Below are 26,526 nucleotides of genomic sequence, written 5' to 3' on the forward strand. Positions count from 1 at the left end.
ACAGAGGGTACATCATTGGCGCTGGCGAGGGTTTACACCATAGCTTTCTCCTTGGATTTATCTACCTGCGCGGCCCCACCGCCCAGATCCAGCCCGGCGCGGGCGTCATGGCTGCGCTTGCGGTCTTCAAAGCTTGGGCGTCCGGTCTCGCCGCGCAGCGCGGGCGGAAGGTCGTCTTCCCGCGGCTCCGGCGCGGCTCCTTCCGCCGCCTGGTTGCCCTCGTTTGCGGATTGACCGTAGTGGTCCTCATCGATGGGGCAATCATTATCCGAGCTATCGAATCCCGGATCGTCGATGCCCGCCTCATTGTGGATGGAATCATTCTTCTTAGAGGCCACGGCGTAACGATTGAGATCTAGGCCCAGGAAATTGGCGCGCATGATGGTACGGGATTGGTTTTGGCCCTGGCCGTCCGCCCACATGTTGGTCATTAGCGAACCCACCGCGATGACGGGCATGCCTTTGCTCAGTGATTTGCGTACGTTGATGCCGAACTGTCCCCAGACCTCAACGTCCATAAACAACAGGTCGATGTCCTTCCACGACTCTGTATTGCCGTTGTTCGGCGTTGAATTCTGGGTGGTCTGCGCGGGCTGGTCCTCGGATGGATTTGCCGGCTTGAGGTCGCGGACCCTACGCGATGAGGCGACGCGGACCACGGTTTTGATCTGCCCGCTCCTGAGCCTGATGGTCCGCGGGTCCTGGGTGAGGTGGCCGGTGATGGTGATTGGATGCTGTGACATGGATTTCCCCCGTGTAGGTAGATGTAAATGTAGCCGCTTTTTGGGCTACACCCGCATCTTGGCCACGTCATTCGGCCCCGGCAACGCTGCACAGCGCGCCTGTGGATAACGCCCGCCCCTACCCCCGCACGGGTGGGCGTTATCCACAGTTTCGGACGCGGCGTTGGGGCGCCGGGAACCGCTGAGGCGCTTAGCGTTCGCGGAAACGGTTGGTGTTGCCGTCGGACGCCAAGGCGGCGAGCATCTTGTTGTACTCCTCGATGTCCGCGTCCCCATCTATGTCCGCCTTGGCGTCGTGGCGCACCGCCTCCGAGCGGTCCTCCCGCAGCCACTCAATAAACAGGCGGCCGAAGACAACTACCAACGGGAACTGGCCGAAGCCCCACGCGATGCCGCCACCCACGCGCTGGTCCTGATACAAATCGATATCCCACGGCAGGCCCAGGCCTGAGTAGAAGGTCTCCCCCAGGATTCTGGTCAGCTGCATAAGGTACACGCCGGCAAACATGTGCAGCGGCAGCGAGGCGAACAAGATGGCCAGGCGCACGTACGTTGGGGCGCGCTTGGGCAGCGGATCCGGGCCGATGACCTCCCAGAAGTAGACGTAGCCGGAGATGATGAAGATCCAGTTCATGATCACATGGCCGGCATGCTCCGAAATGGCCACCTCGTACAGCGGGAAGGACAGGTAGACCACGTAGAAGAAGATGAGGAACTGGATGACGTTGACAAACGGGTTGGTCACGACGGCCAACACCTTCGACTTGGTCAGCGCCTCGGCCCAGTCATGGATGCCGGGGCGGCCAGGCTCGCCCGGCTGGAAGGCCTCCATAATCAGGGTGAGCGGCGCGCCCAGGACCAAAAAGAGCGGCACCACCATGGATAGGATCATGTGCCCCAGCATGTGCATGGAATACATGGCCGGAATGTAGATTCCGATGCCGGTTGACATGACCACGAACAGGGTCGCGCACCCCAGCATCCACCAGGCTGTGCGCCCGGCGGACCAGGTCAGGCCGCGGCGGCGCAGGCGGTAGAGGGCGTAACCGTAGAAACCGGCCAGCAGCATGGCGATGGTGCCGAACATGATGTCAAAGCGGAACATGGTCCACACGTTCGTCACCGTTGGGGCAACCTCCAGGTCATAGCCCAGCTCAACGGCCATGGTGGACAGGTTGGGGTCCCGCGGCGGCGGTGGCGGGGTGCGCCCCATGGTAATAGCCACGCCCACGGTGGCCGCCATGACCAGGACCTCCACAACGGCCACGCGGATAAACAGGGCGGGGCGCGCCGCCAGCTGCGGAATGGTGCGCGTGCGGTGCAGGACGCCGAACACGCCGAGGGCAACGGTCAGTACGGTCTTGGCCACCACGATCAGCCCATAGCGGGTGGTAAACCAATCAGAAAATTCGATGCGGACGGCCGCATTAATGACGCCCGTAATGCCCATGGCGATAAAACAGGCAAGTGCAATGTTGGAATACCGGCGCACCGCCGTGGTCATGTCGGGGCCCAGCCGACGCCCGTGCGCGATCAGCCCCAGAAGCCCGCCCACCCACAGCAGCATGAAAAGGAGGTGCCACAGGAAGGTATTGGTGCCGTAGTCATGGTCACCGCCGGCCGCGGAATGCCCCTCCATGCCCAGGGGGATGAGCATGGCGATGGAGCCTGCGAAAAGGAGCGGCTGGCTGGCCCAGCGGCGGGAAAGCATGCCGCCAATGGCCACCAGCGCGGCAATGCCGGCCGTCCACAGCCAGGCCCTGGCCGTGGCCACCTGCTCGAGCGCCATGGACATCATCTGCGGGTTGAGCACGTCCACAAACGGGGTGCCGGAAATATCCGACATAACAAGTGGGACCTCCACCAGCGCGGTGGCGGCCACCGCCCAAGCGGCGATGGTGCCCGTGCGGGAGGCCACGTGGCCATCCACGCTCAGCGGCGCTTCAATCAACCGCGAATTATCCCCCTCCGGAACCGACGGGGAGATAAAGAAGGCGGATGAGAGGTAAGAACCCACGGCCAGGGCCATAAAGATCCACGCCACGCCCCGGAAGAACGGCAGGCCAAAGGTAGTCAGGCGGCCGGGATCCGGGATGCCTAAGGCGGCTAGGGAATCCTGCAGAAAGAACAGCGAGACGAACCCCGCGACGAATCCAGCAACGATCACGCCCGCTGCATACACCGGCCATGAGGCCTTGGCACGGTGGGAGTTTTTGGGCCTTGTAGTGCTATTTTGCCGGTTCAGTTCTGAGTCAGAACGCTGCGCGGAAGTCATGAGGACCATTGTAACGGGGCCGGCAAATCCTGAAAGTCCACGGGCACCCATGAAAGCCACGCGCGCCTAAGGCCCTACCGTTGCGGGTTCGTTTGGTGACGCACCCACGACGTGGGCTAGAATCTGTATTGATTACGCCTCCATAGCTCAGTGGATTAGAGCAGCGGGTTTCTACCCCGTTGGTCCCGGGTTCGAATCCTGGTGGGGGCACTGATGAACGCCGCCACCTTCCAGCATAATTGCTGGAAGGTGGCGGTTTTCTTTTTTCTAGCCACCGTTCGCGCCAGTTACCGCCGCGCCAGCCCCCGTGCGCTTTGCCTTTACCGGGGATGACCGCACCGCTACGGGAACGCGGGCGTTTAGCGGTTTTACCGTCCCCGCGCTGAAGGGAATGGCTCCGGTTTAACGGCGGGGACTACTCCCCGCCCCGGCCCGCTGAAGGGACCTAGGCGTGCGAGCATGACCGCATGCGTTCCCCACTGCTCGCCCCCTTAGTGACCGCCGCTACCGGCGTCATCTCCATTACGACCGTAGCCATCTATGCCGCATTCATGATTCTGCTCATCCTTCCCCGTCCCCTCGCAGCGGCGGGCAGCTTTGCCTCTGCCACCTTCTCCCCCGCCATCATGCTGCTCATGCTCCTGACAGTGCTGACCACGACGCTCGCGGGGATCCAGGTAAGCAGGCGCCGCGGTAGACGCACCGGCATGGACGAGGACGACGATCACCGCCCTTGACCGGTAGGCTTGGGCAAGATTAAGTACTGAAAACCAATCAAGGACGGTCTTTCCCATGGCGTTGCCTTTCATCTCTAAGCTCACCAAGCGTGGCTCAACCGGCCCGGGCCTGCCAGCGCCTAGCCCTCAATCCTGGGCGCTTATCACCGGCGCCTCGCAAGGCATCGGCGAAGCCATGGCCCGCGACTTGGCGGCCATGGGGCACAACCTCATAGTGGTCGCCCGACGCAAAGAGGTCTTAGAGGCGCTTGCCTCCGAGCTCGAAACCGCCCACAACGTAAAGGTCGAAGTATTCGCAGCGGATTTGTCTAAGGACGCCGATGTTACGGACCTGATTGAGTTCATGGGCAACCGCGAGGTATCCATCATTGTCAACTCCGCCGGAATCGCGTCCTTCGGCAAGTTCATCGATCAGGACTGGGACTACGAATCCAACCAGTTCGCGCTCAACGCCACCGCGGTTCACCGCTTAACCAAGGCCGCGCTGGACCAGATGATTCCGCGACACTCCGGCGCCATTTGCAACGTGGGCTCCGCGGCGGGCAACGTGCCCATCCCCAATAACGCAACCTATGTGCTCACCAAGGCTGGGGTAAACGCGTTCACCGAGGCACTCCACTACGAACTCAAGGGCACCGGGGTTACCTGCACGCTGCTGGCTCCGGGACCGGTGCGCGACGCGGTTATAGCTGAGGAGGAAAAGTCCATCGTGGACAAGGTAGTCCCGGACGTATTGTGGACCACGTATGAATCTTGCTCCCGTGAAACCCTTCAGGCTATGGCCGCCGGCAAGCGCCGTGTAGTGCCGGGGCCGCTGTCTAAGGCCATGAACGGCATCTCCGCCGTGGCCCCTACCGCCGCGCTCTCCCCCGTGATGGGCTGGTTCTACTCCAAGATGGGATAAGTATCCACATTCAAAACGTGCCCGGCACCAGCTTCCCTTTGCGGGAAGCGGTGCCGGGCACTTTTTATTCGAGCGCTAGCCTAGAAAACAGCTAGGTAACGCCGGGGGAGATTAGCCTTCCTCGCGGGCGGCCTCTACCTCGCGGGCCTGCTCCTGATAGTGGCGCTTGTAGGTAGTCCAGAAGTCCGCGTTCTTGATCCCCAACGCCTCTGGGTTGAAGACTGGGTCCTTGCCGGCCTTCTTCTGCTGGGTGTAATCCTTGAGCGCCTTGAGGGCGGGGCCCTGAAGGAACAGGATGGCAACGATGTTGAGCCATGCGGTGGCACCCACGCCAATATCGCCCAGGGTCCAAGCGGAACCAGGGGTGGTCACCGCACCGATAATGACGGACGCGATGATGAGGACGCGCAGCAGCCAGATGATTGCGCGGCGCACGCCCTTGTTAGGGATCCAGCGGTTGAAGTAGGACAGGTTGGTCTCAGCCATGTAGTAGTACGCCAGAACCGTGGTGAAGGCGAAGAAGCCAATGGCGATTGCGATGAAGGTAGGTCCGAAACCGGAGAACATGGTGTTCATGCCTTCCTGGACGTAACCAGGGCCTACGGCAACGCCGTCAGGCAGCGCGCCCGCGTAGCGCACGGCGCCCTCTTCGGACTCACCCTCGAAGACCTTGTACATGTCGGTGGAAATGATGATGAACGCGGTAGCGGAGCACACGAACAGGGTGTCGACGTACACGGCGAAGGCCTGGACGAAGCCCTGCTTCGCCGGGTGGGAAACCTCGGCCGCCGCGGCGGACTGTGGGCCGGTACCCTGGCCAGCCTCGTTGGAGTAGATGCCACGCTTGACGCCCCACATGATTGCCACGCCCAGCATGCCGGCGAAACCAGCTTCGAGGTCAAACGCCGAACGGAAGATGAGGCCGAATACCTCTGGGATCTGGTTGAAGTTTACGAACAGGATAATCAGCGCGAAGATGATGTAAAGGCCAGCCATGAACGGCACCGCCATGGACGCGAAGTTCGCGATGCGCTTGATACCGCCGATGATGATAATGCCCAGCAACACGGCCATGACCGCGGCGGAGATCTTAACGTCGACGCCCCACGCGTTATCCACCGCGGCGGCGACACCGTTGGCCTGAATACCCGGCAGGAAGTACGAGGTAGCCAGGATCATGGAGACGGCGAATACGATGCCGTAGACAAGCATGAACGGCGCGGCCTTGGTGTGTTTGAACGCCTTCTCGATGTAATACGCGGGACCGCCGCGGTATTCCCCGGTGTCTTGATCCTCTTCCTTGTAAATCTGGGCCAACGTACATTCGATGAAGGAGGTTGCCGAACCCAGCAAAGCCACAGCCCACATCCAGAACACGGCGCCCGGGCCACCAAACGCGATAGCGGTCGCAACGCCGGAGATGTTACCCACGCCAACACGGCCGGCGAGGGAGATCATCAGGGACTGGAAGGAGGACACGCCAGCTTCTGATTTTTCGCCGTCACGAAGCTGTTTGATCATGTCTGGAATGCATCGAACCTGCAGGCCCTTGGTGACCACGGTGAAGTAGACACCGGCGCCGAGGCACAGGAAGACCAGAGCAGGTGACCAAATAAGGTTATTCAGCGTTGTAAGGAAATCTGCCATCTGTTTCTCCACATCTTGAACTTGGACGGCCCCTACGCCGGGATCCGTTTGTTAAATCATTCCCTATTGGTCGGCAGATTGTTTTCCAATTTTCCAGGTTCCCGGCCGGCCGCGCCACCCCGACTACCGATAGTCCTATAGAAATTGGCCATGAGCTGGGAGTTTTGAAACTTGTCCCAAATCACAGATTTACACATTTGTAGCGCACAACATACTAAACCTGCCCCCTTTTAGGGGAAATAGATTTATGGAGCGATAACGGCTTCGCAATATATGCACCGCGTTGGAATTATTCCCGCGGGATCCCCGCTGTATTCCCCGCCAGTTTTTCGGCTTGCGTTCCCCATAGGCCGAACCACAACATAGACTGACCCCATGACTCCTTCCAACGCCACCCAGCAAGCCCACGTTGCCACCCCGGACAAGCGAGACCGAATTGTCTGGATCGATCTTGAAATGACGGGCCTCGACACATCCCGCCACGTCATAGTCGAGGTAGCGGCCCTCATTACCGACAGTGAACTCAACATCATCGGCGAGGGCATAGACCTGGTGGTCCACGCCACCGAGGAGCAAATGGCAGAGATGGACGATTTTGTCACTCAGATGCACGCCTCTTCGGGGCTGGACAAGGAGATTGCCGCCTCCTCAACCTCCATCGAGGAAGCGGAGCAGGCCGTTTTGGACCTAATGGCCGAGCACTGCGATCCAGAGCACGCCCCGCTCCTGGCGGGCAATTCCATCGCCACTGACCGGATGTTCATCCGCGAATACATGCCACGCCTGGAAGCCGCACTCCACTACCGGATGATCGATGTCTCGACCATCAAAGAGCTCACCCGCCGGTGGCACCCCCGCGCCTACCAGAATCAACCGGACAAGGGAATGGCCCACCGCGCGCTGGCGGACATCACGGAATCCATCCGCGAACTGGACTACTACCGCCGCTGCGTCTTCCGCACCGATGAGGGGCCCACCACCGAAGAGGCCAGGGACGCAAAGCGCGGCGCTACCGAGGCCTACCAGGCGTTTTTGTAAATCTCCCACCATCGAGTAATCTATGTATCGCTGCTTGTTCAGCAGCGATGGTGGCTGTAGTTCAGCTGGTAGAGCACCAGGTTGTGATCCTGGGTGTCGCGGGTTCGAGCCCCGTCAGCCACCCCAAAGAGCCAGGGGCCTTGAATTGGAACTTCCATTCAAGCCCCCTGGCTTTTCACTTACCCAGTTTTCCTCGGCGATGGACGCGCCCCCTATCCGCCAGCGCGCGCTCTAACCGGCCCCGGCTCCATCGCCCGGGCGCCGCGCCGGTGTCACCCGGAGCGGGCCGCGTCAATCGGCGTTACCCTCGGACCACTTTTCCCAGCTCAGATTCCAGTCCCCCAGGCCGTCACTTACGGGCAGGTAACCGGCCGTGGTGTTTTTGACCCGCACAATGTCACCGCGCTGGGAAATCGATTGGAACCAGGCGGCATCCTCATCCGTCATATTGATACACCCATGGGACTGGTTGGTATTGCCCTGCGCCCACACGGACCACGGCGCACCGTGAACATAGATTCCGGAGTAAGACAGCTGGGTCGCGTAGTTAACGTCGGTGCGGTACCCGCCCTCCTCATGGGAGTAACCGAAGGTCTCGGAGTCCATGGTCAACTGCTGATGCATATCCCCCACGATGTAGCGGCCGTTAGGCGTTGCCCAGCGAGTGTTGTCAGTACCCAGGGAGACCGGAATCTCGCGCAGGAGTTTCTTGTTCCTGTAGACCTTCATGGTCTTGGTTTCGTCATCCACTATGGAGATCACGCGTTCGCCAATGGTGAAACTGGTGGAATAGTTTCCATCGCCACGGATGCCGCCGCCTAGGTCTACGCCTCGAATATTGGCGTTGACCTCAACCTCAGTGCCGGACTCCCACAGGTGCTGCGGGCGCCAGCGAACCTCGTAATCGTTGAGCCAGTAGAACGCGCCCTCTACCTCGGGGCTGGCCTTGACCTCAATGGCACCCTGAGCCGCCTTTCTGTCCTGGATGGGCTGCGAGAAACGCACGGCTACGGTTTGCCCCACGCCAACCGTCGACCCATCCAGCGGCCCAAGCGCCGCCGAGGCCGTGCCGGTCGCTTCTGGGGTCGTGAAGGTCACGGTCGTGGTCTTGCCGTTCATATCCAGCGCCTCGATCGTATAGGTGCGGTTGTAGCCCAAGGTCTCGTCAGAGGACCAGACCTTGCCGTCCGCGGACAGGGTTTCCTGCACCACGTAGCCCACCTCGTTGGTCATGGTGACGGTCTCTAGGCCTTCGCCCAAAGACGTCACGGTCACGGGGGTGAAGGGGTCCACGTTGCGCGCCCCATCCTCGACGGATACCTCCGGCGCGGGATCCGGCTCCGGTTCCTTGGCGCCAGGCTCGGAATCCGCGGCCGTGACAGCCAGCCCCGCCGCGGCGCGGTCATCTCCGGGCCCATCGGCACTACCGGTGGAACATGCCGCGATTGCCATGGACGCAGCAAGAGCAACGCCGGCTACCGTACAGCGACGAAACACAGAACCCGCTTTCACGGACTTACCCCTCAAACGCATTTCCCATCAACCAACAAAACACCCCACAGCCTAGCCATGTACCGCACCGATATCCAGACCAATGGGGCCCTCACGAAGCACTGATCCCCAATCGTTGCAATCGCGCCATCACGCTTTTTGCGGGCAGCCACGAACGCGCCTTTTTGATACCACGTTTTTAACCGCCAAAACCCGAATCACGCTGGCGATTTGTTAACTAAACGGCACATGAGTATAGTTATTTTTCGTTGCAAGGACAGCTTCCACAGAGAGGCCGGAACGGCAACCGGGCGCCATTAGCTCAATTGGCAGAGCAACTGACTCTTAATCAGTGGGTTCGGGGTTCAAGTCCCTGATGGCGCACAAAACGCAGGTCAGGCCGTAATTTTACCGCCTGACTTTTTTCATGTCCAGTTATCGTTTCATCCACCACCCGCGCCGCTTGCGGGTTAAGTAAAGAAAAGTGTGTCTAAAATCCGGTGTTTACCCAGTTCATTGCGCATAAAATGCTGATTTATTGCTCGTGATGAGCTATAAACCATCCTAGCTTGCTCAATACCGTGTTTCTTTCTCGTCTGTGCTAGACAGCCGTGGTGGGCTTGGTCAATGACTAAGAATCGACCTCATTGCCCTGTTTGCGCTGGGAAAATGAAGAAAAACGGCACCACCAGCAAAGGCACCACCAGATGGCGGTGTACCGATCCATCATGCGGCGCATCATCAGTACGACAGACCCAACAATCAGCAAAGAACGCGGCAACATTTCGCCAGTTCTACTCCTGGATCACAAGCACCCAATCACTGGAATCCATTGCCAACAGCGCAGGTACGACACGGCAAAAGTCTGCACCACAGATTCTCGTGGTGCTGGCTAATCCAGCCGCAACCTTTCATCGATACCCAACGCATATACGACCAAGTCTTCATCGACGGCACCTACCTCAACAAGCAATGCCTACTGATGATGTCCACCATCGACCACGTCATCGCTTGGCACTGGTGCACAACAGAAAACACCCACTCCTACATACAACTGCTCACCCAGATCCGCCCACCGCTTATCGTCACCCTTGATGGTGGACAAGGAGCGTACTCGGCTATTTGTTCTTGCTGGCCGGAAACGAAAATTCAACGCTGCACTGTTCACGTCCAACGACGAATCCGGCATCTGACAACATCGAGACCGCGAACGGATGCCGGTAAAGCTATCTACGCACAAGCTCTCGCCCTGACAAAAGTGTCTAACCGCGAACAGGCAGCGCACTGGGTCGTTAATCTGCACGATATTGAACGCACCTTCGCACAGTTTCTCAATGAAAAGACCTTCTATGCACCAGACCAACACCGAAGAGGGAAAACCTGGGAGTGGACACACCAACGAGACAGGAAAGCACTTAACTCACTCAAACACGTCTACCGGCAAGGCTGGCTGTTTACCTGGCTTGAACCACCACAGGGATTCCATGGGCAGGCGAAATCAACCACCAATAGCCTAGAAGGAGGCATTAACTCACCACTGAAACTGCTAGCGCGAACCCACAGAGGAATGACCCGCGAACATCAACGAACGATCATTGATTGGTGGCTACTCTCACACACGCAACTGCCTGACGATCCGATAGAAATCGCCAGGCAGCAACGCTGGGGACAAGACGCACTCGCCAAAGTATCCACCTTGACCCACAACGAGAACCACGCCGACCAGGAAACAGGACGACCAGCCCTCTACGACAACGCTATCCCAACCGACTACCAACACAACATCGGAATACGACAAGGCACCATCGGCTAAAGACAAAACATCCGGCCGGCAACACGCCGACTAGACACACTTTTCTTTACTTAACCCCCGCTATCACATCGCGATGCAACTCTGGGCCGGTGGGGCGTGGCCCCGCCACGGGCGCGTTAAAGGCTCGGGTTAGACCCACGGCACAATCACAGATCGATAAAGATCCCGTCGCCTCATCCCACGGCGCGGGCCTAGGCCGGTAGAAAGGTGGTCTGTACGCATTCCCCAGATATCTTGAAGGAGAATTAACCATGAACCTTGACGGTCTTGCAGATAAGGCAAAGGAAGCCGCCGCCAACAACCGTGACAAGATTGATGAGCAGGCCGACAAGCTCATTGATTCCAAGGTCCAGGGTGAAAACGCCGAGAAGGTAAAGTCCGGCGTTGACAAGGGCCTGGATTCCGTCCTCGGAGACGGCGCCGACAAGGGCGAGCAGCAGTAGGCCCAGGGCCCCAAAGGTTACAACGTAGCTAGAACAAAGCAGCCAGCACCGGTACGCGGTGCTGGCTGCTTTGCTTATTCAGGGGTCTAGACTCCCTGGCCGTTGATCTCGTAGTCCTCGCCATCGGGCTGGTTGTCACGGGACGTTTGCTCGGCGTCCTTGTGCTTTTCATCGCCAACAAGGGACGCCACGGCGGGGACGTCGGAGGAATCGCGGAGGGGCACCTCGGTGCCGTCGGAGAGGGTGCGGTCAGAAAGGATCCCATCAGGGTCGATCGCCGCAATGTGGTGGCCGTCCTCACGCAAGCGGCGCAGGCCCTCTTTGAGCATGCGGCGCGCAATCTTGCTGGAGCCGGAGACAAAGGAGAAGTCCAGCAGGATGTTCTTCTCCTCCAGCTCATACTGGGCGAATACCTCGTGGAGGATGGATTCCGCCGCGTTGAAATTAATGTAGCCCTGCAGGCGGACCACGGCATCATCGCCCTCGCGGCGCACGGAACGCACCGCGTTGACCCCATAGCGCTCCACCGTGGACATCAGGTGCAGGCCCATGTCCTTGCTCATCAGCTTGAAGGCCTCCACGCCGCGCACGGAATTGCCCTCCTCGTTCAGGCGGGGGCTCAGCGTCGAAATACCCAGCAGGCCCGGCAGCGTGCCAATCAGGCCGCCTGCCACACCGGATTTGGCGGGGATGCCCACCTGCGCCATCCAGCGGCCGGCCTGGTTGTACATGCCCGCGGAACTCATCACCGCCATGGTAAGACGGCAGACGTCCGCGTCCAGTATCTTCTCCCCCGTGACCGGTTGGCGGCCGCCGTTGGCCAGGGTCGCGCTCATCACGGCCAGGTCCTTTACGGTGACCAGCGTCGAGCACTGGTTGGTGTAGGTGAGCACGGCATCATCAGCGGCGTCCTCAATAATGCCGTAGGTGCGCAGCATGTAGGCCAGGGACATGTTGCGGTCCGCGCCCTGCAGCTCACTGTCATTGACCTCCGCGTCGATGGTCAGCTCGCGCCCCGCCAGGCGGGAGAGGAATTTGCGGATGGTCTCCACGCGCTCCTCCGGGGAGGACTCCGCCCCGTTAATCAGCTGGTTAACCGCGATGGCGCCCGCATTAATCATGGGGTTTACCGGGCGGCCGTCATCCCCCAGGCTCATCTCATTGAACGCCTCTCCAGACGGTTCCACGCCCACCGTCTCGGCGACCTTGTCCGGGCCCAGCTCCTGGAGCGCCAGCGCGTAGACGAACGGCTTGGAGATGGACTGGATAGTGAATTCATAATCCGCATCCCCCACCGCGTAGACATGGCCGGAGGTGGTGCACATGGCGATGCCCAGCTTGTCCGGGTCAGCGTGGGCCAGCTCTGGGATGTAGTCAGCAACGTCGCCGTCCTTGTTGTCACGCACGGCGTCGAGGATTTCTTCGAGGTAAAAAGGAATGGGTGTTTGCATAAGGCCACCCACTTTACCCGTCTTTGGCCGCTAGACTTGGGGCGCATGAGGACAGCTTTGATAATCGTTGACGTGCAATATGATTTCTGCCCGGGAGGCAGCCTGGCTACCGCGCGCGGCCATGAGGTGGCCGCAAAGATCGGCCGGCTGCAGGCCTCCGGGCGGTACGCGGCGCAGGTGACCACGCAGGATTGGCACATCGACCCGCGGGGCCACTTCTCCGAGCAGCCGGATTTCGTGGACACCTGGCCCGTTCATTGCGTGGCGGAGTCCCCGGGCGCGGCGCTGCATGCGGATCTCGATGAATCTTTCATCGATGAGCGCTTCTACAAGGGGCGATACTCCGCCGCCTACTCGGGTTTTGAGGGCAGCAGCGCGTCCGGTCAGTCCCTGGCCGCATGGCTCAAGGCCCAGGGCATCGAGGCGGTTGAGGTAGCGGGCATCGCCACGGATTATTGCGTCCGCGCCACCGCGTCCGACGCCGCCCTAGAGGGCCTCCACGCCACCCTCCTTAGCGAGTATTGCTCCGCCGTGGATGAATCTAATAATGACAAGGTCTTCGCCGAACTCGGCGGGCTGGGCGTCAAGATTGCATAAAAAAGGCACCCCGGAGGGTGCCACGAGGCGCTCCGCGCGCTAGCAACTAGCGGCGCTCTGCCAGCAGGCGCTGAAGCTCCTTGATGTCATTGGAGCGGCGGCGGGAACGGAATACGGCCAGGGCGATGCCGCCCACGATTACCGCGGCGATGCCCGCCAGCGCCATCTGAACGTTTTGATCCTGCAGCTTTTCGGTAGCGGCTACCTTTGCGTCGGCAGCAAGTGCCTTTGGCTGGCTACGGTTAGCCAGCTCGTCGAGGGTGCCGGCCAGCTGACGGCGGGTGCGCTCAATCTCGCGCTGGATGTCCTCAATGTTGCGTGCCACGGTATAAAACTCCTGGAATATAGTTAGTGCATCAATTATCAGTAACCAGACTAGTCTAACCCAACCCGTTCGTGCACAAGCGTCCAAGGGCCCGGTGGCTGTATTGTTGAATGCATGACTGAGCAGATTCGATTGGAAGAGGGCGCTAAGGCCCCTGATTTCACGCTGACGGATGATGCCGGCAATGAAGTCTCCCTGCGTGACTTCACCGGTCAGCGCGTCGTGGTCTACTTCTATCCCCGCGCCAACACCCCGGGTTGCACCAAGGAGGCCTGCGATTTCCGCGACAGCCTCTCCCAGCTCAATGACGCAGGTATCGCAGTGCTGGGAATCTCCCCTGACAAGGTGGATAAACTGGCGCAGTTCCGCGAGGAGCATGACCTCAACTTCCCCCTTCTGTCCGATGAAACCAAGGAAGTCATGCAGGCGTACGGCGCCTTTGGCGAGAAGAAAAACTACGGCAAGGTAGTCCAGGGCGTCATCCGCTCCACCTTCGTTGTTGAACCTGACGGCACAATCGGCCTGGCCAAGTACAACGTCAAGGCCACCGGCCACGTTGCCCGCATCATCAAGGACATCCTTTAAAGCCCCATGACCGCCACCTCTGACACCGAAATCCTGGTCCCGCGCCGCAGGCCGGCCCAGGCGCGCAGCCGCGAGCGCTTCGAGCGCATCCTTCAGGCTGCCCGTGACGTGTTGGTGGAGACCGGTTTTGAGTCCTTTGGGGATGCGGACGAAATCCTGGAGGATTTTCCGCATGACTAATATTCGATACACGGATGCCCAACGACTTAAGGCATTAGAAGTATTCGACAGAACTCAATCTGCTACACAGACTGTCCGGGAGTTGGGCTACCCAGGCCGTTGGACGCTCCATCGCTGGATTAGGGAACGTTCTGAACCCCCAGCCGCCCCTATTCGGCGTACAAGCTTGAAACGCTACCCATTTGCGACAAAGCTTAAAGCTGTCGAACTCTTTGTCTCCGGCATGTCTCCTGATGCCGTTGCAGCCGAGTTGTCGCTGAACTCGAAAATGAGCGTCTATGCTTGGGCTCAACGATTCCGCGAAGAAGGAAAGTGGGGGTTGATGAGCGCAACTGAACGCAAACAGTCAGCAGGTATCGTAACTCACAAAGCTTTTGAAAAGTCACTTCCAGACGATGCGACGGAACTTAAGAAGCTGGCAGCGCGCCTATCAGTAGAAAAGGCTGTGTTAGAGAAAGAGCTGGAAGAAATAAAAAAAGACGACAGCATCGACCCGACCAACCTCAGTAACAGGTTTAAAGCCATTGTGGTCGATGCGTTACGGTCTACGTTCCCAATTTCACTGCTGCTCGATATCGTCGGACTATCCTCATCTAGCTTCTACTACCAGCTCAACGTGCTCAAGGCCCCTTCAAAATATGCGGGGCTGACCGAAAAAATTACCGAAATCGTAGAAGATTCCGGATTTAGTTACGGATATCGTCGCGTATGGATTCAGCTGAAAAACTTAGGCATCAAGGTCAGTGAGAAAGTTGTACGTCGAATCATTTCTGCCGAAGGGTTAACGGTGCGCTACGTTAAGAAAAAGCGTGGTTATTCGTCATATCGCGGTGAGATTTCAGATGCACCGCCGAACCTGGTTAAACGGAATTTTCATGCTGATAAGCCTGGGTTACTGTGGTTGACAGATATTTCAGAATTCCCTGCTGATGACGGAAAAATATACTTTTCAGCGTTGGTGGATTGTTTCGACGGAAAGATTGTAGGAGCAACGACGAGCCACCATCCCAATCAGAAACTTGCTGACGATTGCCTAGCTCAGGCGATTGAAAGTGATGGCCCTGCAGACCCAACAAAATTAGTGATTCATTCCGATCGGGGTTGCCATTACCGAGGTAACAGTTGGATCCAAGCCTCCCGGGACATCGGCTTTGTTCGTTCGATGTCGAAGAAAGGATGCTCACCGGACAATTCGGCGTGCGAGGGATTGTTCGGTCGAATGAAGAATGAGATGTTTTACGGGCGTAAATGGCGCCATCGCGACGAGTTAGAGCACGCAATTCATGACTATGTTGACTTCTATAACGAACGAAGAATCAAACTTGAATACGGCGGATTAAGCATCAATCAACGCCGACGCAATTTACTACTCTAAATGTTCCTAAAAAATGTCCGCATCCCCTTTACCTTTGATGAGGTCTCCCGCCGGGCGGGCGTTCCCATCGGCACGCTGTATCAATTCTTTGCGAATAAATACGCGCTCATCTGCGAATTGGACCGCCAGGACACGGCCGCCAACGTGGAGGAATTGGAAAAATTCTCCCAGCATGTCCCCGCCCTGCAGTGGCCGGATCTGTTGGATGAGTTCATCGATCACCTGGCGCGGATGTGGCGTGAGGATCCGTCCCGCCGCGCGGTGTGGCACGCCATCCAGTCCACCCCCGCCACCCGAGCCACCGGCGCCGATACTGAGCGCACCATGCTTTTACCGCTCGCCGCCATCCTCGAGCCGCTGGCGCAGGACATGGAGTACGAACAGCGCATCGAGCTAGCCCGGTTTCTAGTCCACACGGTGGTCTCACTCCTCAATTACGCCACCCACGCCGATTCCGACGAAGACTTTGACGCCGTAGTCACCGAAATCAAGCGAATGCTGGTGGCGTACCTGTTTTCCGTGGCAACCGGCACGTAGCCAAGCCGCCATCAGTGCGATGAGTATTGGTTGCGTTTGCGATCCCCTTGCTTCACCGGCGAACGAAACGGCCGGTTTAGAGACTAAGCAGGCACGTGGCGGTGGCGTAATCACCGTCATGGCTTATGGATAACGCCGTGGTGAACTCACCCAAGGAATCCACTACCCGCGAGGCGAGGGAGGGCGCGATCTCATAGGCCACTCTCCCCCACCGGTCGGCATGGACCTCAATCGCGGCCCAGTCCACGTCCTGCTCATCCATCACGGGCGGGCGCCCGAACAACCCCTGAGACCACGCCTTGATAAAGGCCTCCTTGGCGGCCCAGCGCCCCGCCAGGTGCTCGGCGCGGATGCCGGCGGATCTTCCGGCCGCCACCCGCAATTCCCGCGTGGAAAAGACCGCCTCAAAAGTGGAACCCGGGCGTTCCAGCTGCTCCGCGAACGCGGGGATGTGGACAAGGTCCACGCCAATGAACATGCTCATGAACTCCAAGGCTACTTCCCCGTGGTCAGCACGCCGTTGACCAGGCGTGCTGACCCGTCCAGCAACACCGCCGCCTCGCGTTCCTTCGAGCCGTTGGGGCCTAGGTTGCGCTCCCGCGGGCGTTCATACAGCGCCGGGCCGCCGCGCATCGCCTTTTCAATCCGGCGCAGGCCGGCCGCCTCGCGCTCGCGCGCCCTGCGCCGCCACGTATCCGCAGCGTCCTCGCCACGCTCGGCGGCCAGCGCCGCCTGGAAGGCGCCGGGATGCACCACGGCCACCAGCGCGGAGACGTGGCCGAAGCCCAGGGAGGTCACAAGGCCCGCGCGCGGCGGATTCTCACAGCGGGAAAGATCAAGGGCCGTGCGCAGCCACGTCAGGTGTTGATGCTCGCGCAGCACTGGATCCACGCAGTCCAGGCTGCGATTCGGAGGGATCACCCCGGAGCGCAGCACCTGGGTGATCCCCACCAGCTGGAAGGCCGCCGCGCCGCCCTTCGCGTGCCCGGTCACGGTCTTCTGAGAGACCACAAACAGCGGGTTGCCCGGCGTGCGGCCCAGGGCCTCGGCGATGCGTTCATGCAACTCGGACTCGTTGGGATCATTGGCGTTGGTGGAGGTGTCATGCTTGGATATGACGGCGATGTCATCCGCGGTGACCCCCAGCTCGCGCAGCCCCCGCGCGAGGCGGGAATCCGCGCCCCCACGGGCCGCGCCCAGCGCGCCGAGGCCGGGTGCGGGGATGGAGGTATGGGCGCCGTCGGCGAAGCTTTCGGCAAATCCCACCACGCCCAGCACCGGCAGGCCATGGTCCGCGGCGAAGGAGGCGCGAGCCAGCAGCAGGGTGCCGCCGCCCTCAGACTCGATGAATCCACCGCGGCGGCGGTCATTCGCCCTGGAAAAGTAGCGGTGCGGGATGCCCTTGGCCTCCATCTCCGAGGAATCCGCGGTGGCGGCCATGTCCCCAAAGCCCGTGATCCCCTCGATGCCCAGGTCATCAACGCCGCCGGCCACCACGAAATCAGCCTTGCGCAGGCGCAGCTTATCAACGGCCTCCTCGACGGATACCGCCGCGGTGGCACACGCCGCCACCGGATGCACCATCTGCCCGTATCCGCCCACGTAGGACTGCATGACGTGCGCGGCGATCACGTTGGGCAGCGCCTCCTGCAGGATGTCATTCGGGCGGGGCTGCCCCAGCAGCTTGTCGATATAGAGCGAACGCAGGGACTCCATGCCGCCCATGCCGGTGCCCTGTGTTGAGGACACGCGCGCCGGGTGCAGGTGCTCCAGCAGCTCGGCCGGCGAGAAACCGGCGGAGACGAATGCGTCCACCGTGCAGACCAGGTTCCACACCGCCACGCGGTCCAGGTTGTCCACCATGTCCGCCGGGATGCCGTAGCGAGCGGGGTCAAAGCCCTCGGGGATCTGGCCGCCCACGAAGCGGGTCATGGCCACCCGGCGCGGCACGCGCACCTCGGAACCGGCCGGGCGGGTGACCCGCCATTCGGTGCCGTCGAAGCGCACGCTCGCCCCCTCGATGCCGGCAAAGGAACGCGCGGTCTGCTCATCCGGCACGCTAAACGTGATGGGGTTTTCCAAATAGACGGTGGTCAGCTCCGGCGCCAGGTTGTCCACCATTGGCATGCGTGGGCCGAAGTCATCATGGTAGCGGCGCACCCCCACCCGGGCTAGGACCTCATCGTGGAAGCGGGCGTGGATGTCTTCCTCCGCAACCTCCTGGCCATCCCGGTCAACCCAGGCGCCGTCCCAGGAAATTAGGCCGGTGGCCCAGGCCAGCTCCGTCACTCCCGCGGCGGAAAGCCGCCCGGATACCTCCACGTCAAAGCGGGTGCGGGCGGAGCCCAGCGGACCCAACTCGCCGGCGCCGACAATCACCACCATGTCATCCAGGGCCTGGGTCACGCCGCCGAAATCGGGGCGAGTCCATTCGATTGGCTGATACGGCGTGGGCAGCGCGCGCAGGGTGCGCGGGGTCTCAGCGTCCACGGTGCGCTCCGGCGCAACCTCCTTGGCCAGGGCCGAAAGATCGAGGTCCGCCTCCGCCAGACCGCCGGTAAGATCCAGCTCGAACGGCGCCCGGGCGGCGCGGGCGCGGGCCTCACGAGAAGCGCCCTCCAGGAGCAGTGCCCTCGCCATTTCAGGCTGGGAGAAGGTCTTAATTCCCCTGGCTTCAACGGCTTCAACCAGCTTATCGTTGCCGGCCATGAGCCCGGTGCCGCGGGTCCAGCCGATGTGGGCGTGGACCAGGCTGGCGCGCTGAGCCCAGACCGGCTCCGCGTTCCAGCGGGCCACCAGGGCGTCGAGGGCGGCCTTGGATTCGCCGTAGGCGCCGTCCCCACCGAAGCGGCCGCGGTTGGGAGAGCCCGGTATGACCACGTGCAGGCGGTGGCGGACGTTGGTGTCCGCGCCAATGGAGGACAGCCCGGCGATGAGCCTTTCGACGGCCCACAACAGCAGGCGCATCTGGGATTCGGTGCGTGGTCCCGCGTCCAGCAGCGTGCCGGAGACCGGCGGCGCCGCGAAGGGGAAGAGCAGGTCCGGGGTCAACGCCGGTTTTATCAGCGTGGCGGCGCCGCCGACGGTGGCGGTCTGCTCCGTGCCGATCCACTGGATGAGCGCGTCCAGATCCGCGTACGAGGCCAGGTTGGCCGGGACCACCCACAGCGCCGCGTTGCCCGCCGCCCGGGTGCGGTAGAGATCCTTGTAGAACTCCAGGCGCTCATGGCTCAGGCGTGAGGTGGTGGCGATGACGGTTGCGCCCCCGGAGAGCAGTTCCCCCGCGATCTCGGCCGCGATGGAATTCGGCGAAGCTCCCGTTAGCACCGCTACCTGGCCGTTGTACTCGAGGCTTTCCGGGTTCTCCCGCGCGTTCCGCGCGAGGGACTCAAGGCCCAAGTAATCCGCCATGTGGGCCACGGCCTCGCCGGCGCCCCACGTGTTCACGGCATCCGCGTCGAGTTGCCCGGCGGCCACGCGGACCAGGTCCTCGCGGGCCGAGGCCCAGCGGTCATCCAGTAGGACGGCCTTGTTCGCATCGAAGGCGGGGGCCACCTGCCGGGGCCAGTCGGCGCCCAATTCATTAGTCACCAGCTGGGCGAGCGCGGCGTTTTCATCCGTGTCACCCGCAATGGGCGTGGACGGGGGTTTCAGCCCTAGCCGCGCGAGGAGTCCGCGCGCGGTCTCCGCGAGAATGCCGCCATCCCCCGTGATTGACTCCGCGAGCTCGTCCAGCGCGGCGGAATCCACCTTGGCCGCGCCGCCTCCCGCGGCGGACGGCTTAGTTATGGCGATGCCCGCTTTGCGCCCCGCGGCCGCGACGGCGGCGTCGATAAGTGCGTCCAAGTCGGCGGGGTTGGCCGGCGATTGCGGGGACAATACCGCCAGCTCGCCTCCGCGCAGGGACGCGCCTTCGCGCGCGCCGAGCACCAGCTCCGCCGAAACGCGGTCCACCCAACCGGGGCCCAGGCGCCACGTTCCGGCGACACGCTCGGCCAGGTAAGCGGGCTTTTTGCCCGCGGGTCCGGTGATCCGGCGCAACGCTTCGCCCACCTGCACGGACAGGACCGGACCAAAGGCCGTATACCCCTTCGCCCGGCCGGCGACGGTGTCCTTAAGCTCAGCGATATCCGCGTCCGCCGCGCCCTCGATGGCCCCCAGGCCGAACTCGGTGCCCAAATCCATAAGCAGCTGGTTGCGGCGGGAGGATACGCCCTCGACTAGCGCCTCGATGGAATCGGTGGCCCCTATCTGATCCGGGCGGACCTTGGTCCACAGGGCCACGAGCATCTCGGTGGCTTCGGCCGCGCCGAAGGCCAGGTCCGCAGGGGCGGCAGGCGCCGGCGTCCCACCGGCCGCGGGTGCGGGGGCAACCTCCCGCGCCTCCTCAGCCGGCTGCCGGGTTGGCTCCGGGGCTTGCGGCACGGGGCGCTCGGTGGCGTCCTCGGCAAACGCCGCGGCGCGGTCCCGCTCGATGTTGAACACCTCGATGCGCCCCGCGGCCTCACGGTACCGCGGCAGGCGCAGGGTCTGGCCCAGCATGTTAGCCAGCGTCGGGGACGTTCCCACGCCAACCTCGACAAACCGTTCCACGCCCAGGCCCGCGTCCGCCGGCGACAGGAGGAGATCCTGGGTTTCTATCCAGCGCACCGGGGAGGCAAACTGCCAGGCGAGCAGCTCAATCAGCAGCGTGCGGCCGGTGCGGACCGGGTTGGCGGCGGCCTGCCCAAAGTTGTCCAGAATGCTTCTTACCTGCGCGGAATCCACCACGGCGGCCATGGATTCCACGAACTCGCGGCTGATTTCAAACGGCCGGGCGACCAGGTTAGGTACGTAGCGCCCCACAAGCGCATCCAGGTCAATATCCTCCGGGATGAGGGAATCTAAGTGCTCGCGGAAGTCCGCAACGCCGTCCAGCAGGTGCGAGGAATGGAACGGCACATCGATGCCGGGGATCATTACAAGCCCGCGCTGGCCCGGCGCGCGCCGTTCCACGTCCCGCGCAAGCGCGCGCAATCCCGTGCGCGTGCCGGCCACGGCGTACTGCATGCCGGCGATGTTGTAATTGACGATCTCTAGGAACTCGCCGGACTCTTGGGCGATGGCGGCGACGTAGTCAAAGACTTCCGTCGCGGACACACCAATCTTGTTGGGCCGCAGCGCGGCCAGGCCATAGTTTGAGTTGCCCTCATCATCGCGGTCCACGAGGCGGTGCATGGTCAGGCCGCGGCGGTAGACGATCTCCACCACGGCCTCCAGGGACAGCACCCGCGCGTAGGCGGCCAGGGCGTTGTATTCGCCCACGGAATGGCCGGCGAAGAAGGCGCCGCGCTGGAGCACGCCCGCTTCCTCCATCTCCGCGACCTGCGCGCAGCCCAGGGTGGCCATGGCCACCTGTGTAAATTGCGTGAGGAATAGCGCGCCGTCCGGGTGGGTGAACTCCTCGCCGTCTACTACCACGGAGGCCGGGTTGTTGCGGACTATCTCGAGGATGGAAAAGCCCAGTTCCCGGCGGGTGTGGCGGTCGGCGCGGTCCCAGACGGCCCGGGCGGCCGCGGAGGTAGCGTAGGAGTCCATGCCCATCGCCTGGGCCTGGATGCCCTGGCCCGGGAAACCGTAGAAGGTCCGCGGCGCGGCCATGGTGGCGCGGGCCTGGAGGACCGTCTCGCCGCCCGCGGTGGCCGTCACGGCGCGCACCTCACCGCCGGAGTCCAGCGCCACGCGTTCCACCACGTAGGTCACCTCCGTGCCCGGCAGCACCGGCGCGAGCATCGTCGCGTCCCACGAACGCAGCCGCGCGCCGTCGAAGCTGGCGGCCAGCTGCCCCAGCGCGGAGGTCCACATGCCGTGGACAATCACGCCGCCCTCGAGGCCCGCCATGCGGGCGGCGGCCTCTGATAGGTGGATTGGGTTCCGGTCACCGGTCACCACGGCGAAGGGGCGCATGGAGGGCGGCGCGGTCACGGTCGCCTCGTGGCGGAAGCTGGCGGCGGTCGCGCGTTCCTCGCGCGGGTCGACCAGACGGCCCGCCGCCTGCGTGCCGCGGCGTCCGCGGATGGCGAAACGCTCGTTCAGGCTAGCCACCGGCTCACCGCGGCTGTCAATGTCAACGGCTACGTCGACGATGCGGCCCAGCTCGGTGTCCGCCACCTGGCGTAGGCGGGCGGTTACCCTCAGCTCGCCCGGTTCCGGCTGGCGGTGCAGCTCCAGGTTGTGTTCTAGGTGGACCAGGTTGAGCATTCCCTCCACCACGCGGGAATTATCGCCCGCCTTAGCGCCCGCGATGACGGCGAATATGGCGGGCCACGCGCGCCCCACCAACACGTCGGCGGCGGTGCCGCGGGCACCGGGCAGGTAGCCGGCCGTAACGTTGTCATAGGCGGCGATGTGGTCCGCGGTTAGCTGCGCCGTCCAGCGCGCGGCCCCGTCGATGACCTCGGGCAGCTCACCGCCGGCGACAAGGCGCGTCAATTCGCCCATCGCGGCGCGCGCCTGCCCCTCCCCGACCTCCACCGTCGCGTTCAGCGGCGCATCGTCGGCAAGCCGGATGGGCAAGCGTAGCTCGCCGCCCGACTCCGGCAGCGGCACGGTCAGCGTGCCGCTATTGGCGCCGTCCGCGTTGAGGGTCGCCAACTGGGAGGTTTGGCCTACACGCAGCGCGCGGAGCGGGTTGGGCTGCTGGCGCCCCGCCCACGAGATGCTCGGGCAGGCCAGGGCGCGTTCTAGGAAACCCGGGACCTTGGCCTCGGCGAGCACCCTTTCGGCGGCCACGGACTCGAAGCGCCCCAGCAGCTGGGCCACCGGCTCATCGACCCGGTCGATGCCGGCCACGGCAGCCGTGCCGGGGATGATGGAGACCTCATCGGCGCCGTAGCGTTCATCATGGGCCTGCCACAGCGAATCCGCGCGCCACCAACGGCGCACATTGGCGTCGAGGACGGGGACGAAGTTCGCGGGCTTTCCGGCGCCGGAGAGGAGGTCGAGGAAGAAGGCGGCGTCGGATGCATGGACGCGCTGCTTCGTCGCAGCCGGATACGCCGCCACCAGCGCGCGCACCGCGCGGCCGGGATGCCGGGCGTCAAAGGCGACCCGGGCGGCGAACTCGCCATGATCGGCCGGGGTGAGGCGGGCCTCGGCTCGGTCCAGCATCTTTCCGAAGCGGCGCGCCCACGACGCGTCCGCCCATCCGCCGCGGTAGCTCAGCTCCAGGTAGCGCTCCAGCCACGTCTCATAGGTCATGTCCTCAACGTCACCGAAGTACGGCTTGGCTGTGCGCGCCAGCGCGTTGACGATCTCCTGGCGGCGGGCTTGAACGGCCGCATCATCGCCGGCCACCTCGTCGAGCAGGCGGGCGCAGCGGGCCCACGAGTTATCAATCTCGTGGATGTCAGCGCCCAGCTGGGACAGGGAGGAGGCCATGCCGTGTTCGGCCCTGCCGGCCCCCACCCAGCCGCCGTTAACCGCGGCGGGTATCCCGGTCGCCTCCACCAGCGCCCGCTTTACCGCCGGGGACGCGGTGGATTCCTTGCACGCCATCGCGGCGGTGCCGATGATGATCCCGTCCACCGGCATGGGCGCTAGGCCATACGCCTTGGCCCAGGAACCGGTCAGATACTCCGCTCCGCGCTCCGGCGTGCCGATGCCGCCGCCCACCAGCAGCGAGACGTTATCCCGCCGGCGAATCTGCGCGTACCGTGCAACGAGCAGGTCATCCAGGTCCTCCCACGAGTGGTGGCCGCCGGCCTTGCCTCCCTCTACCTGCATGATGATGGGGACCTCCGGCAGATCATCGGCCACCGCCAGCACGCGGTCGATGTGGGCCACCGCACCCGGCTTGAACGCCACGTACGGGATGTTATCCGCGCGCAACTGGCGCACCAGCTGCACCGCCTCCTCGTGCGGCGGGATGCCCGCGGAACACACCAGTCCGTTGACCGGCAGCCCCGACGCGCGGCGGCGCGGCACCACGCGTTTTCCCTCTACCTGCGTACGCCACTGCTTCGGGGACAGGTACATCGCGTTGAACTGGGCGTTAATCCCCGGGTCGAGCAGCCGCGTCAGGCGGTCCAGGTTGGCGTTGAGGACCTCCTCCGTCACCTGACCGCCGCCGGCCAGCTCCGCCCAGTAGCCGGCGTTGGCCGCCGCGGCGACTATCGCGGGATCCACGGTGGTGGGCGTCATCCCGCCAAGGATCACCGGGGAGCACCCCGTCTGTTCCGTGAAACGGGTCATCAACCTGGCCTGGCCGTTGTGCACGAAGCGCTTGGGCGCGAAAGCGGAATACGGACGGGGCAGCTCCGGGGCGGCGCCCGCGTCGAAGAGCGCCGCCTGGTTGGACGCGACGTTGAGCGTTCCTACTCCCCTGCCTGCGGCGGCCTCGGCGGTCAGGGCCTCCGCTCCCCTGCCCGGCCCGCACTCGAAGATCCAGCGGGCGCCGGAGGCGATGGCCTCGCGCACGCGCGCCGGCCAATCCACGCGCTCCGTGAGCACGGCGCGGGCGGCCTCAACGACCAGCTCCGCATCGATGCCTACCACCGCGGCCCAGCGCTGCACCCGCTCCACCGCCGCCTCCATGGCCGGGTGATGGTACGCCGCCTGCACGTCCAGCGGGTTGACCGTCAGCTCCAATCCACGGCCGCCGCGTTCCTTGCCCTCCAGCGCCTTGGCCTCACGCGCGGCCTGCTGCTCAAGCTCCTCCACCACGCGGGCATTGTCCTCCGGCGCGCCCGTAACCACCACGTTTTCGCGGCCGTTGACGAGCCCCACGACGCTACCGACGCCCAGCGCGTCGATCACCCGCTGCGCGCGATTGCGGTCCACGCCACCAAGGGCCACCATCGGCGCGCCGGCCGCGGAGCGCACGAGGCCCTCGCGGCGGGCGGTAAGGGTAATCGCCGCGCCGATAAGCTGCGCCAACGCAATCACGGTGGCGGCATCCGCGCGGCCGCCGGCAACGTAGGTGGCAAGGGTGCCCTGGGAGTGGCCGATCACCGCGCGCGCCGCCGCCAGTTCCAGGCCCTGCGCTTCCAGCGTGCGGAGCGTCGCGATCTGCGCGGTCACGATGCCCGGCGTGGACACGGCCGCGGCGGATAGATCGAACGCAGGCACGCCCTTCGCCCACGCCACCGGCTCGAAGCCGTGCGGGAAGAAGGCCGCAAGCTCATCCTCGAGCGGCTCCAGCAGCTCACGAGCCCGGGCCAGCTCACTATCGATGGTGGCGCCCGCCGCGATGGCCTCCCGCAGCGTCTCCAGCCACGGGTAGCCCTGGCCGGAAAAGCTCAAGGCGAAAGGCTCGGAATCCAAACGTTGGATTAGACGCGGGGCGGTTGGTACTTGGTGTGTGGTGTTCACGTGGGTGCTTACTCCTCAAAGTGCGGGGATTAATCTAGCTTGCCACAAAAAGATGAGGATTCCATCATCTTTTGGCGCGTCTTCGCACCTTACGCAGGCGTAACCTCGGCGTTGGCGCGGCTTACGGAAACATTTTTAGTCGCTAAGGATCGTGCGAATCGTGTCCCTAGCCGCGTCCAATTCATCCCGCGGGGTCTCCCCCTCGAAGATCTGGCATGGATGATCCGGCACCACCGGAGCGGTGCGTTTGACGCCCGTTTCCTCCGCCCATGAATCAAACAAATTATCGATGCTCATAATGCATGTCAGTCTACCCCTGTAAGGTGTGCCGCACGATGACTAGATACCGGGGATTTGGCCGCCTGGCCGTAGAGATTGCGCTGATCATCGCCGCCGTGGTGGCGGTGGCGGTCTGGCGCGATGATTCCTTCGACGTGACCGCGCCCGCACCGCCCACGCCCGCGCTGGATGCACTGGAGGTGCGCCCACCCGAGGCGCGCGGTAAATACTCCCGGGAGGCATTTGGTCAAAGGTGGTCAGACGATGTGGAGGTCGGGTTGGGCCACAACGGCTGCGATACGCGCAATGACATCCTTGCGCGGGATCTCACGGACGTGGAGTTTAAACCGCGCACCCGGGATTGCGTGGTGCTATCCGGCACGCTCGAGGACCCGTTTTCCGGCGAGCTCATCTTCTTCCGGCGCGGGCAGGACACCTCAACGTTGGTCCACATCGACCACGTAGTCGCTCTGTCCGACGCCTGGTCCACCGGCGCCCAGGCCTGGTCACCCCAGCGGCGGCGGGATTTCGCCAATGATCCGCGCAACCTACTGGCCGTCAGCGGCGAGCTGAACCAGGAAAAGTCCGGGTCCAACGCCGCGCGGTGGATGCCTCCCAATGCGGCGTTTCGATGTGACTACGCCGCGCGGATCGTCGAGGTCAAGTCAGCCTACGGGCTCTGGGTGACGCGGCCCGAGCGGGACGCCCTGGCGCGTGAATTGGCGCGGTGCTGATCACCAACGTCGGAGCCGGGG

At 62.9% G+C, this 26,526-nt stretch carries 18 protein-coding genes, 3 tRNA genes and 2 pseudogenes; 14 read left to right on the forward strand and 9 right to left on the reverse strand.

Annotated features, from left to right (window positions below; translation table 11 throughout):
• Window positions 1–32 precede the first annotated feature (32 nt).
• Together CENDO_RS08850 and CENDO_RS08855 are read right to left on the reverse strand one after the other, a co-directional pair.
• Entirely contained in the window at window positions 33–743 is a 711-nt protein-coding gene (locus tag CENDO_RS08850) for a single-stranded DNA-binding protein (RefSeq protein WP_136141706.1), read from the reverse strand.
• 190 nt (window positions 744–933) lie between these two features.
• Window positions 934–3,018 carry a bifunctional copper resistance protein CopD/cytochrome c oxidase assembly protein gene (locus CENDO_RS08855; RefSeq protein WP_136141707.1) on the reverse strand — a complete coding sequence of 695 codons (2,085 nt, stop codon included), beginning with the start codon at window positions 3,016–3,018 and terminating at the stop codon, window positions 934–936.
• A 136-nt stretch (window positions 3,019–3,154) separates the two neighbouring features.
• On the opposite strand from CENDO_RS08855, the gene CENDO_RS08860 reads away from it, so the two are divergent.
• From CENDO_RS08860 to cmrA, 3 genes are all read left to right on the forward strand, one after another.
• Window positions 3,155–3,228: transfer RNA gene (locus CENDO_RS08860), tRNA-Arg, on the forward strand.
• 257 nt (window positions 3,229–3,485) lie between these two features.
• Window positions 3,486–3,755 carry a hypothetical protein gene (locus CENDO_RS08865; protein WP_136141708.1) on the forward strand — a complete coding sequence of 90 codons (270 nt, stop codon included), beginning with the start codon at window positions 3,486–3,488 and terminating at the stop codon, window positions 3,753–3,755.
• 55 nt (window positions 3,756–3,810) lie between these two features.
• Entirely contained in the window at window positions 3,811–4,659 is an 849-nt protein-coding gene (cmrA, locus tag CENDO_RS08870) for a mycolate reductase (RefSeq protein ID WP_136141709.1), read from the forward strand.
• A gap of 111 nt (window positions 4,660–4,770) precedes the next feature.
• Here cmrA and CENDO_RS08875 read toward each other — a convergent pair whose 3' ends face one another.
• Window positions 4,771–6,306 carry an alanine/glycine:cation symporter family protein gene (locus CENDO_RS08875; protein ID WP_136141710.1) on the reverse strand — a complete coding sequence of 512 codons (1,536 nt, stop codon included), beginning with the start codon at window positions 6,304–6,306 and terminating at the stop codon, window positions 4,771–4,773.
• Window positions 6,307–6,681: 375 nt separating this feature from the next.
• On the opposite strand from CENDO_RS08875, the gene orn reads away from it, so the two are divergent.
• Complete coding sequence (gene orn / locus CENDO_RS08880) at window positions 6,682–7,344, forward strand: oligoribonuclease (protein ID WP_136141711.1); 663 nt, start codon at window positions 6,682–6,684, stop codon at window positions 7,342–7,344.
• A 50-nt stretch (window positions 7,345–7,394) separates the two neighbouring features.
• Window positions 7,395–7,470 (forward strand) — tRNA-His (locus CENDO_RS08885).
• Between the two features lie 165 nt (window positions 7,471–7,635).
• Here CENDO_RS08885 and CENDO_RS08890 read toward each other — a convergent pair.
• Complete coding sequence (locus CENDO_RS08890; RefSeq protein ID WP_168707193.1) at window positions 7,636–8,877, reverse strand: L,D-transpeptidase; 1,242 nt, start codon at window positions 8,875–8,877, stop codon at window positions 7,636–7,638.
• A 269-nt stretch (window positions 8,878–9,146) separates the two neighbouring features.
• Here CENDO_RS08890 and CENDO_RS08895 point away from each other — a divergent pair.
• The 3 genes and pseudogenes from CENDO_RS08895 to CENDO_RS08905 all read left to right on the forward strand — a co-directional run bounded on the left by CENDO_RS08895 (window position 9,147) and on the right by CENDO_RS08905 (window position 11,091).
• Window positions 9,147–9,219 (forward strand) — tRNA-Lys (locus CENDO_RS08895).
• Between the two features lie 243 nt (window positions 9,220–9,462).
• Window positions 9,463–10,648: pseudogene (locus CENDO_RS08900) on the forward strand (IS1249 family transposase).
• A 251-nt stretch (window positions 10,649–10,899) separates the two neighbouring features.
• On the forward strand, window positions 10,900–11,091 hold the full coding sequence (locus CENDO_RS08905) for a hypothetical protein (RefSeq protein ID WP_136141712.1): 192 nt from the start codon (window positions 10,900–10,902) through the stop codon (window positions 11,089–11,091).
• An 86-nt stretch (window positions 11,092–11,177) separates the two neighbouring features.
• Here the strand turns inward: CENDO_RS08905 and CENDO_RS08910 are convergent, their stop codons facing one another.
• On the reverse strand, window positions 11,178–12,542 hold the full coding sequence (locus CENDO_RS08910) for a glutaminase (protein WP_136141713.1): 1,365 nt from the start codon (window positions 12,540–12,542) through the stop codon (window positions 11,178–11,180).
• 45 nt (window positions 12,543–12,587) lie between these two features.
• Between CENDO_RS08910 and CENDO_RS08915 the strand changes: the two genes are divergently transcribed.
• Window positions 12,588–13,139: an isochorismatase family protein gene (locus CENDO_RS08915; protein ID WP_136141714.1), complete on the forward strand. Its 552-nt coding sequence runs from the start codon at window positions 12,588–12,590 to the stop codon at window positions 13,137–13,139.
• 46 nt (window positions 13,140–13,185) lie between these two features.
• Here CENDO_RS08915 and CENDO_RS08920 read toward each other — a convergent pair whose 3' ends face one another.
• A complete protein-coding gene (locus tag CENDO_RS08920) occupies window positions 13,186–13,464 on the reverse strand; it encodes a DUF3618 domain-containing protein (RefSeq protein WP_136141715.1) in 279 nt (92 codons plus the stop codon).
• A gap of 114 nt (window positions 13,465–13,578) precedes the next feature.
• On the opposite strand from CENDO_RS08920, the gene bcp reads away from it, so the two are divergent.
• From bcp to CENDO_RS08935, 4 genes and pseudogenes are all read left to right on the forward strand, one after another.
• Complete coding sequence (bcp, locus tag CENDO_RS08925; protein WP_136141716.1) at window positions 13,579–14,049, forward strand: thioredoxin-dependent thiol peroxidase; 471 nt, start codon at window positions 13,579–13,581, stop codon at window positions 14,047–14,049.
• A 6-nt stretch (window positions 14,050–14,055) separates the two neighbouring features.
• Window positions 14,056–14,187 (forward strand): annotated as a pseudogene (locus CENDO_RS11190) (TetR/AcrR family transcriptional regulator); the annotation flags it as partial.
• Window positions 14,188–14,221: 34 nt separating this feature from the next.
• The gene (locus CENDO_RS08930; protein WP_136140358.1) at window positions 14,222–15,604 is read left to right on the forward strand and encodes an IS3 family transposase; all 1,383 of its coding nucleotides are present in this window, start codon (window positions 14,222–14,224) and stop codon (window positions 15,602–15,604) included.
• The gene (locus CENDO_RS08935) at window positions 15,605–16,141 is read left to right on the forward strand and encodes a TetR family transcriptional regulator (protein ID WP_136141717.1); all 537 of its coding nucleotides are present in this window, start codon (window positions 15,605–15,607) and stop codon (window positions 16,139–16,141) included.
• A 76-nt stretch (window positions 16,142–16,217) separates the two neighbouring features.
• Here the strand turns inward: CENDO_RS08935 and acpS are convergent, their stop codons facing one another.
• The 3 genes from acpS to CENDO_RS11195 all read right to left on the reverse strand — a co-directional run bounded on the left by acpS (window position 16,218) and on the right by CENDO_RS11195 (window position 25,789).
• A complete protein-coding gene (acpS, locus tag CENDO_RS08940) occupies window positions 16,218–16,619 on the reverse strand; it encodes a holo-ACP synthase AcpS (protein WP_168707217.1) in 402 nt (133 codons plus the stop codon).
• Window positions 16,620–16,636: 17 nt separating this feature from the next.
• The gene (locus CENDO_RS08945) at window positions 16,637–25,492 is read right to left on the reverse strand and encodes a type I polyketide synthase (RefSeq protein ID WP_246014256.1); all 8,856 of its coding nucleotides are present in this window, start codon (window positions 25,490–25,492) and stop codon (window positions 16,637–16,639) included.
• A 135-nt stretch (window positions 25,493–25,627) separates the two neighbouring features.
• The gene (locus CENDO_RS11195; protein WP_168707194.1) at window positions 25,628–25,789 is read right to left on the reverse strand and encodes a hypothetical protein; all 162 of its coding nucleotides are present in this window, start codon (window positions 25,787–25,789) and stop codon (window positions 25,628–25,630) included.
• A gap of 38 nt (window positions 25,790–25,827) precedes the next feature.
• Here CENDO_RS11195 and CENDO_RS08950 point away from each other — a divergent pair, with 38 nt between their 5' ends.
• A complete protein-coding gene (locus tag CENDO_RS08950) occupies window positions 25,828–26,505 on the forward strand; it encodes an HNH endonuclease family protein (protein ID WP_246014258.1) in 678 nt (225 codons plus the stop codon).
• Window positions 26,506–26,526: the final 21 nt, after the last annotated feature.

Source organism: Corynebacterium endometrii (assembly GCF_004795735.1).
In the GTDB taxonomy this organism is placed as follows: domain Bacteria; phylum Actinomycetota; class Actinomycetes; order Mycobacteriales; family Mycobacteriaceae; genus Corynebacterium; species Corynebacterium endometrii.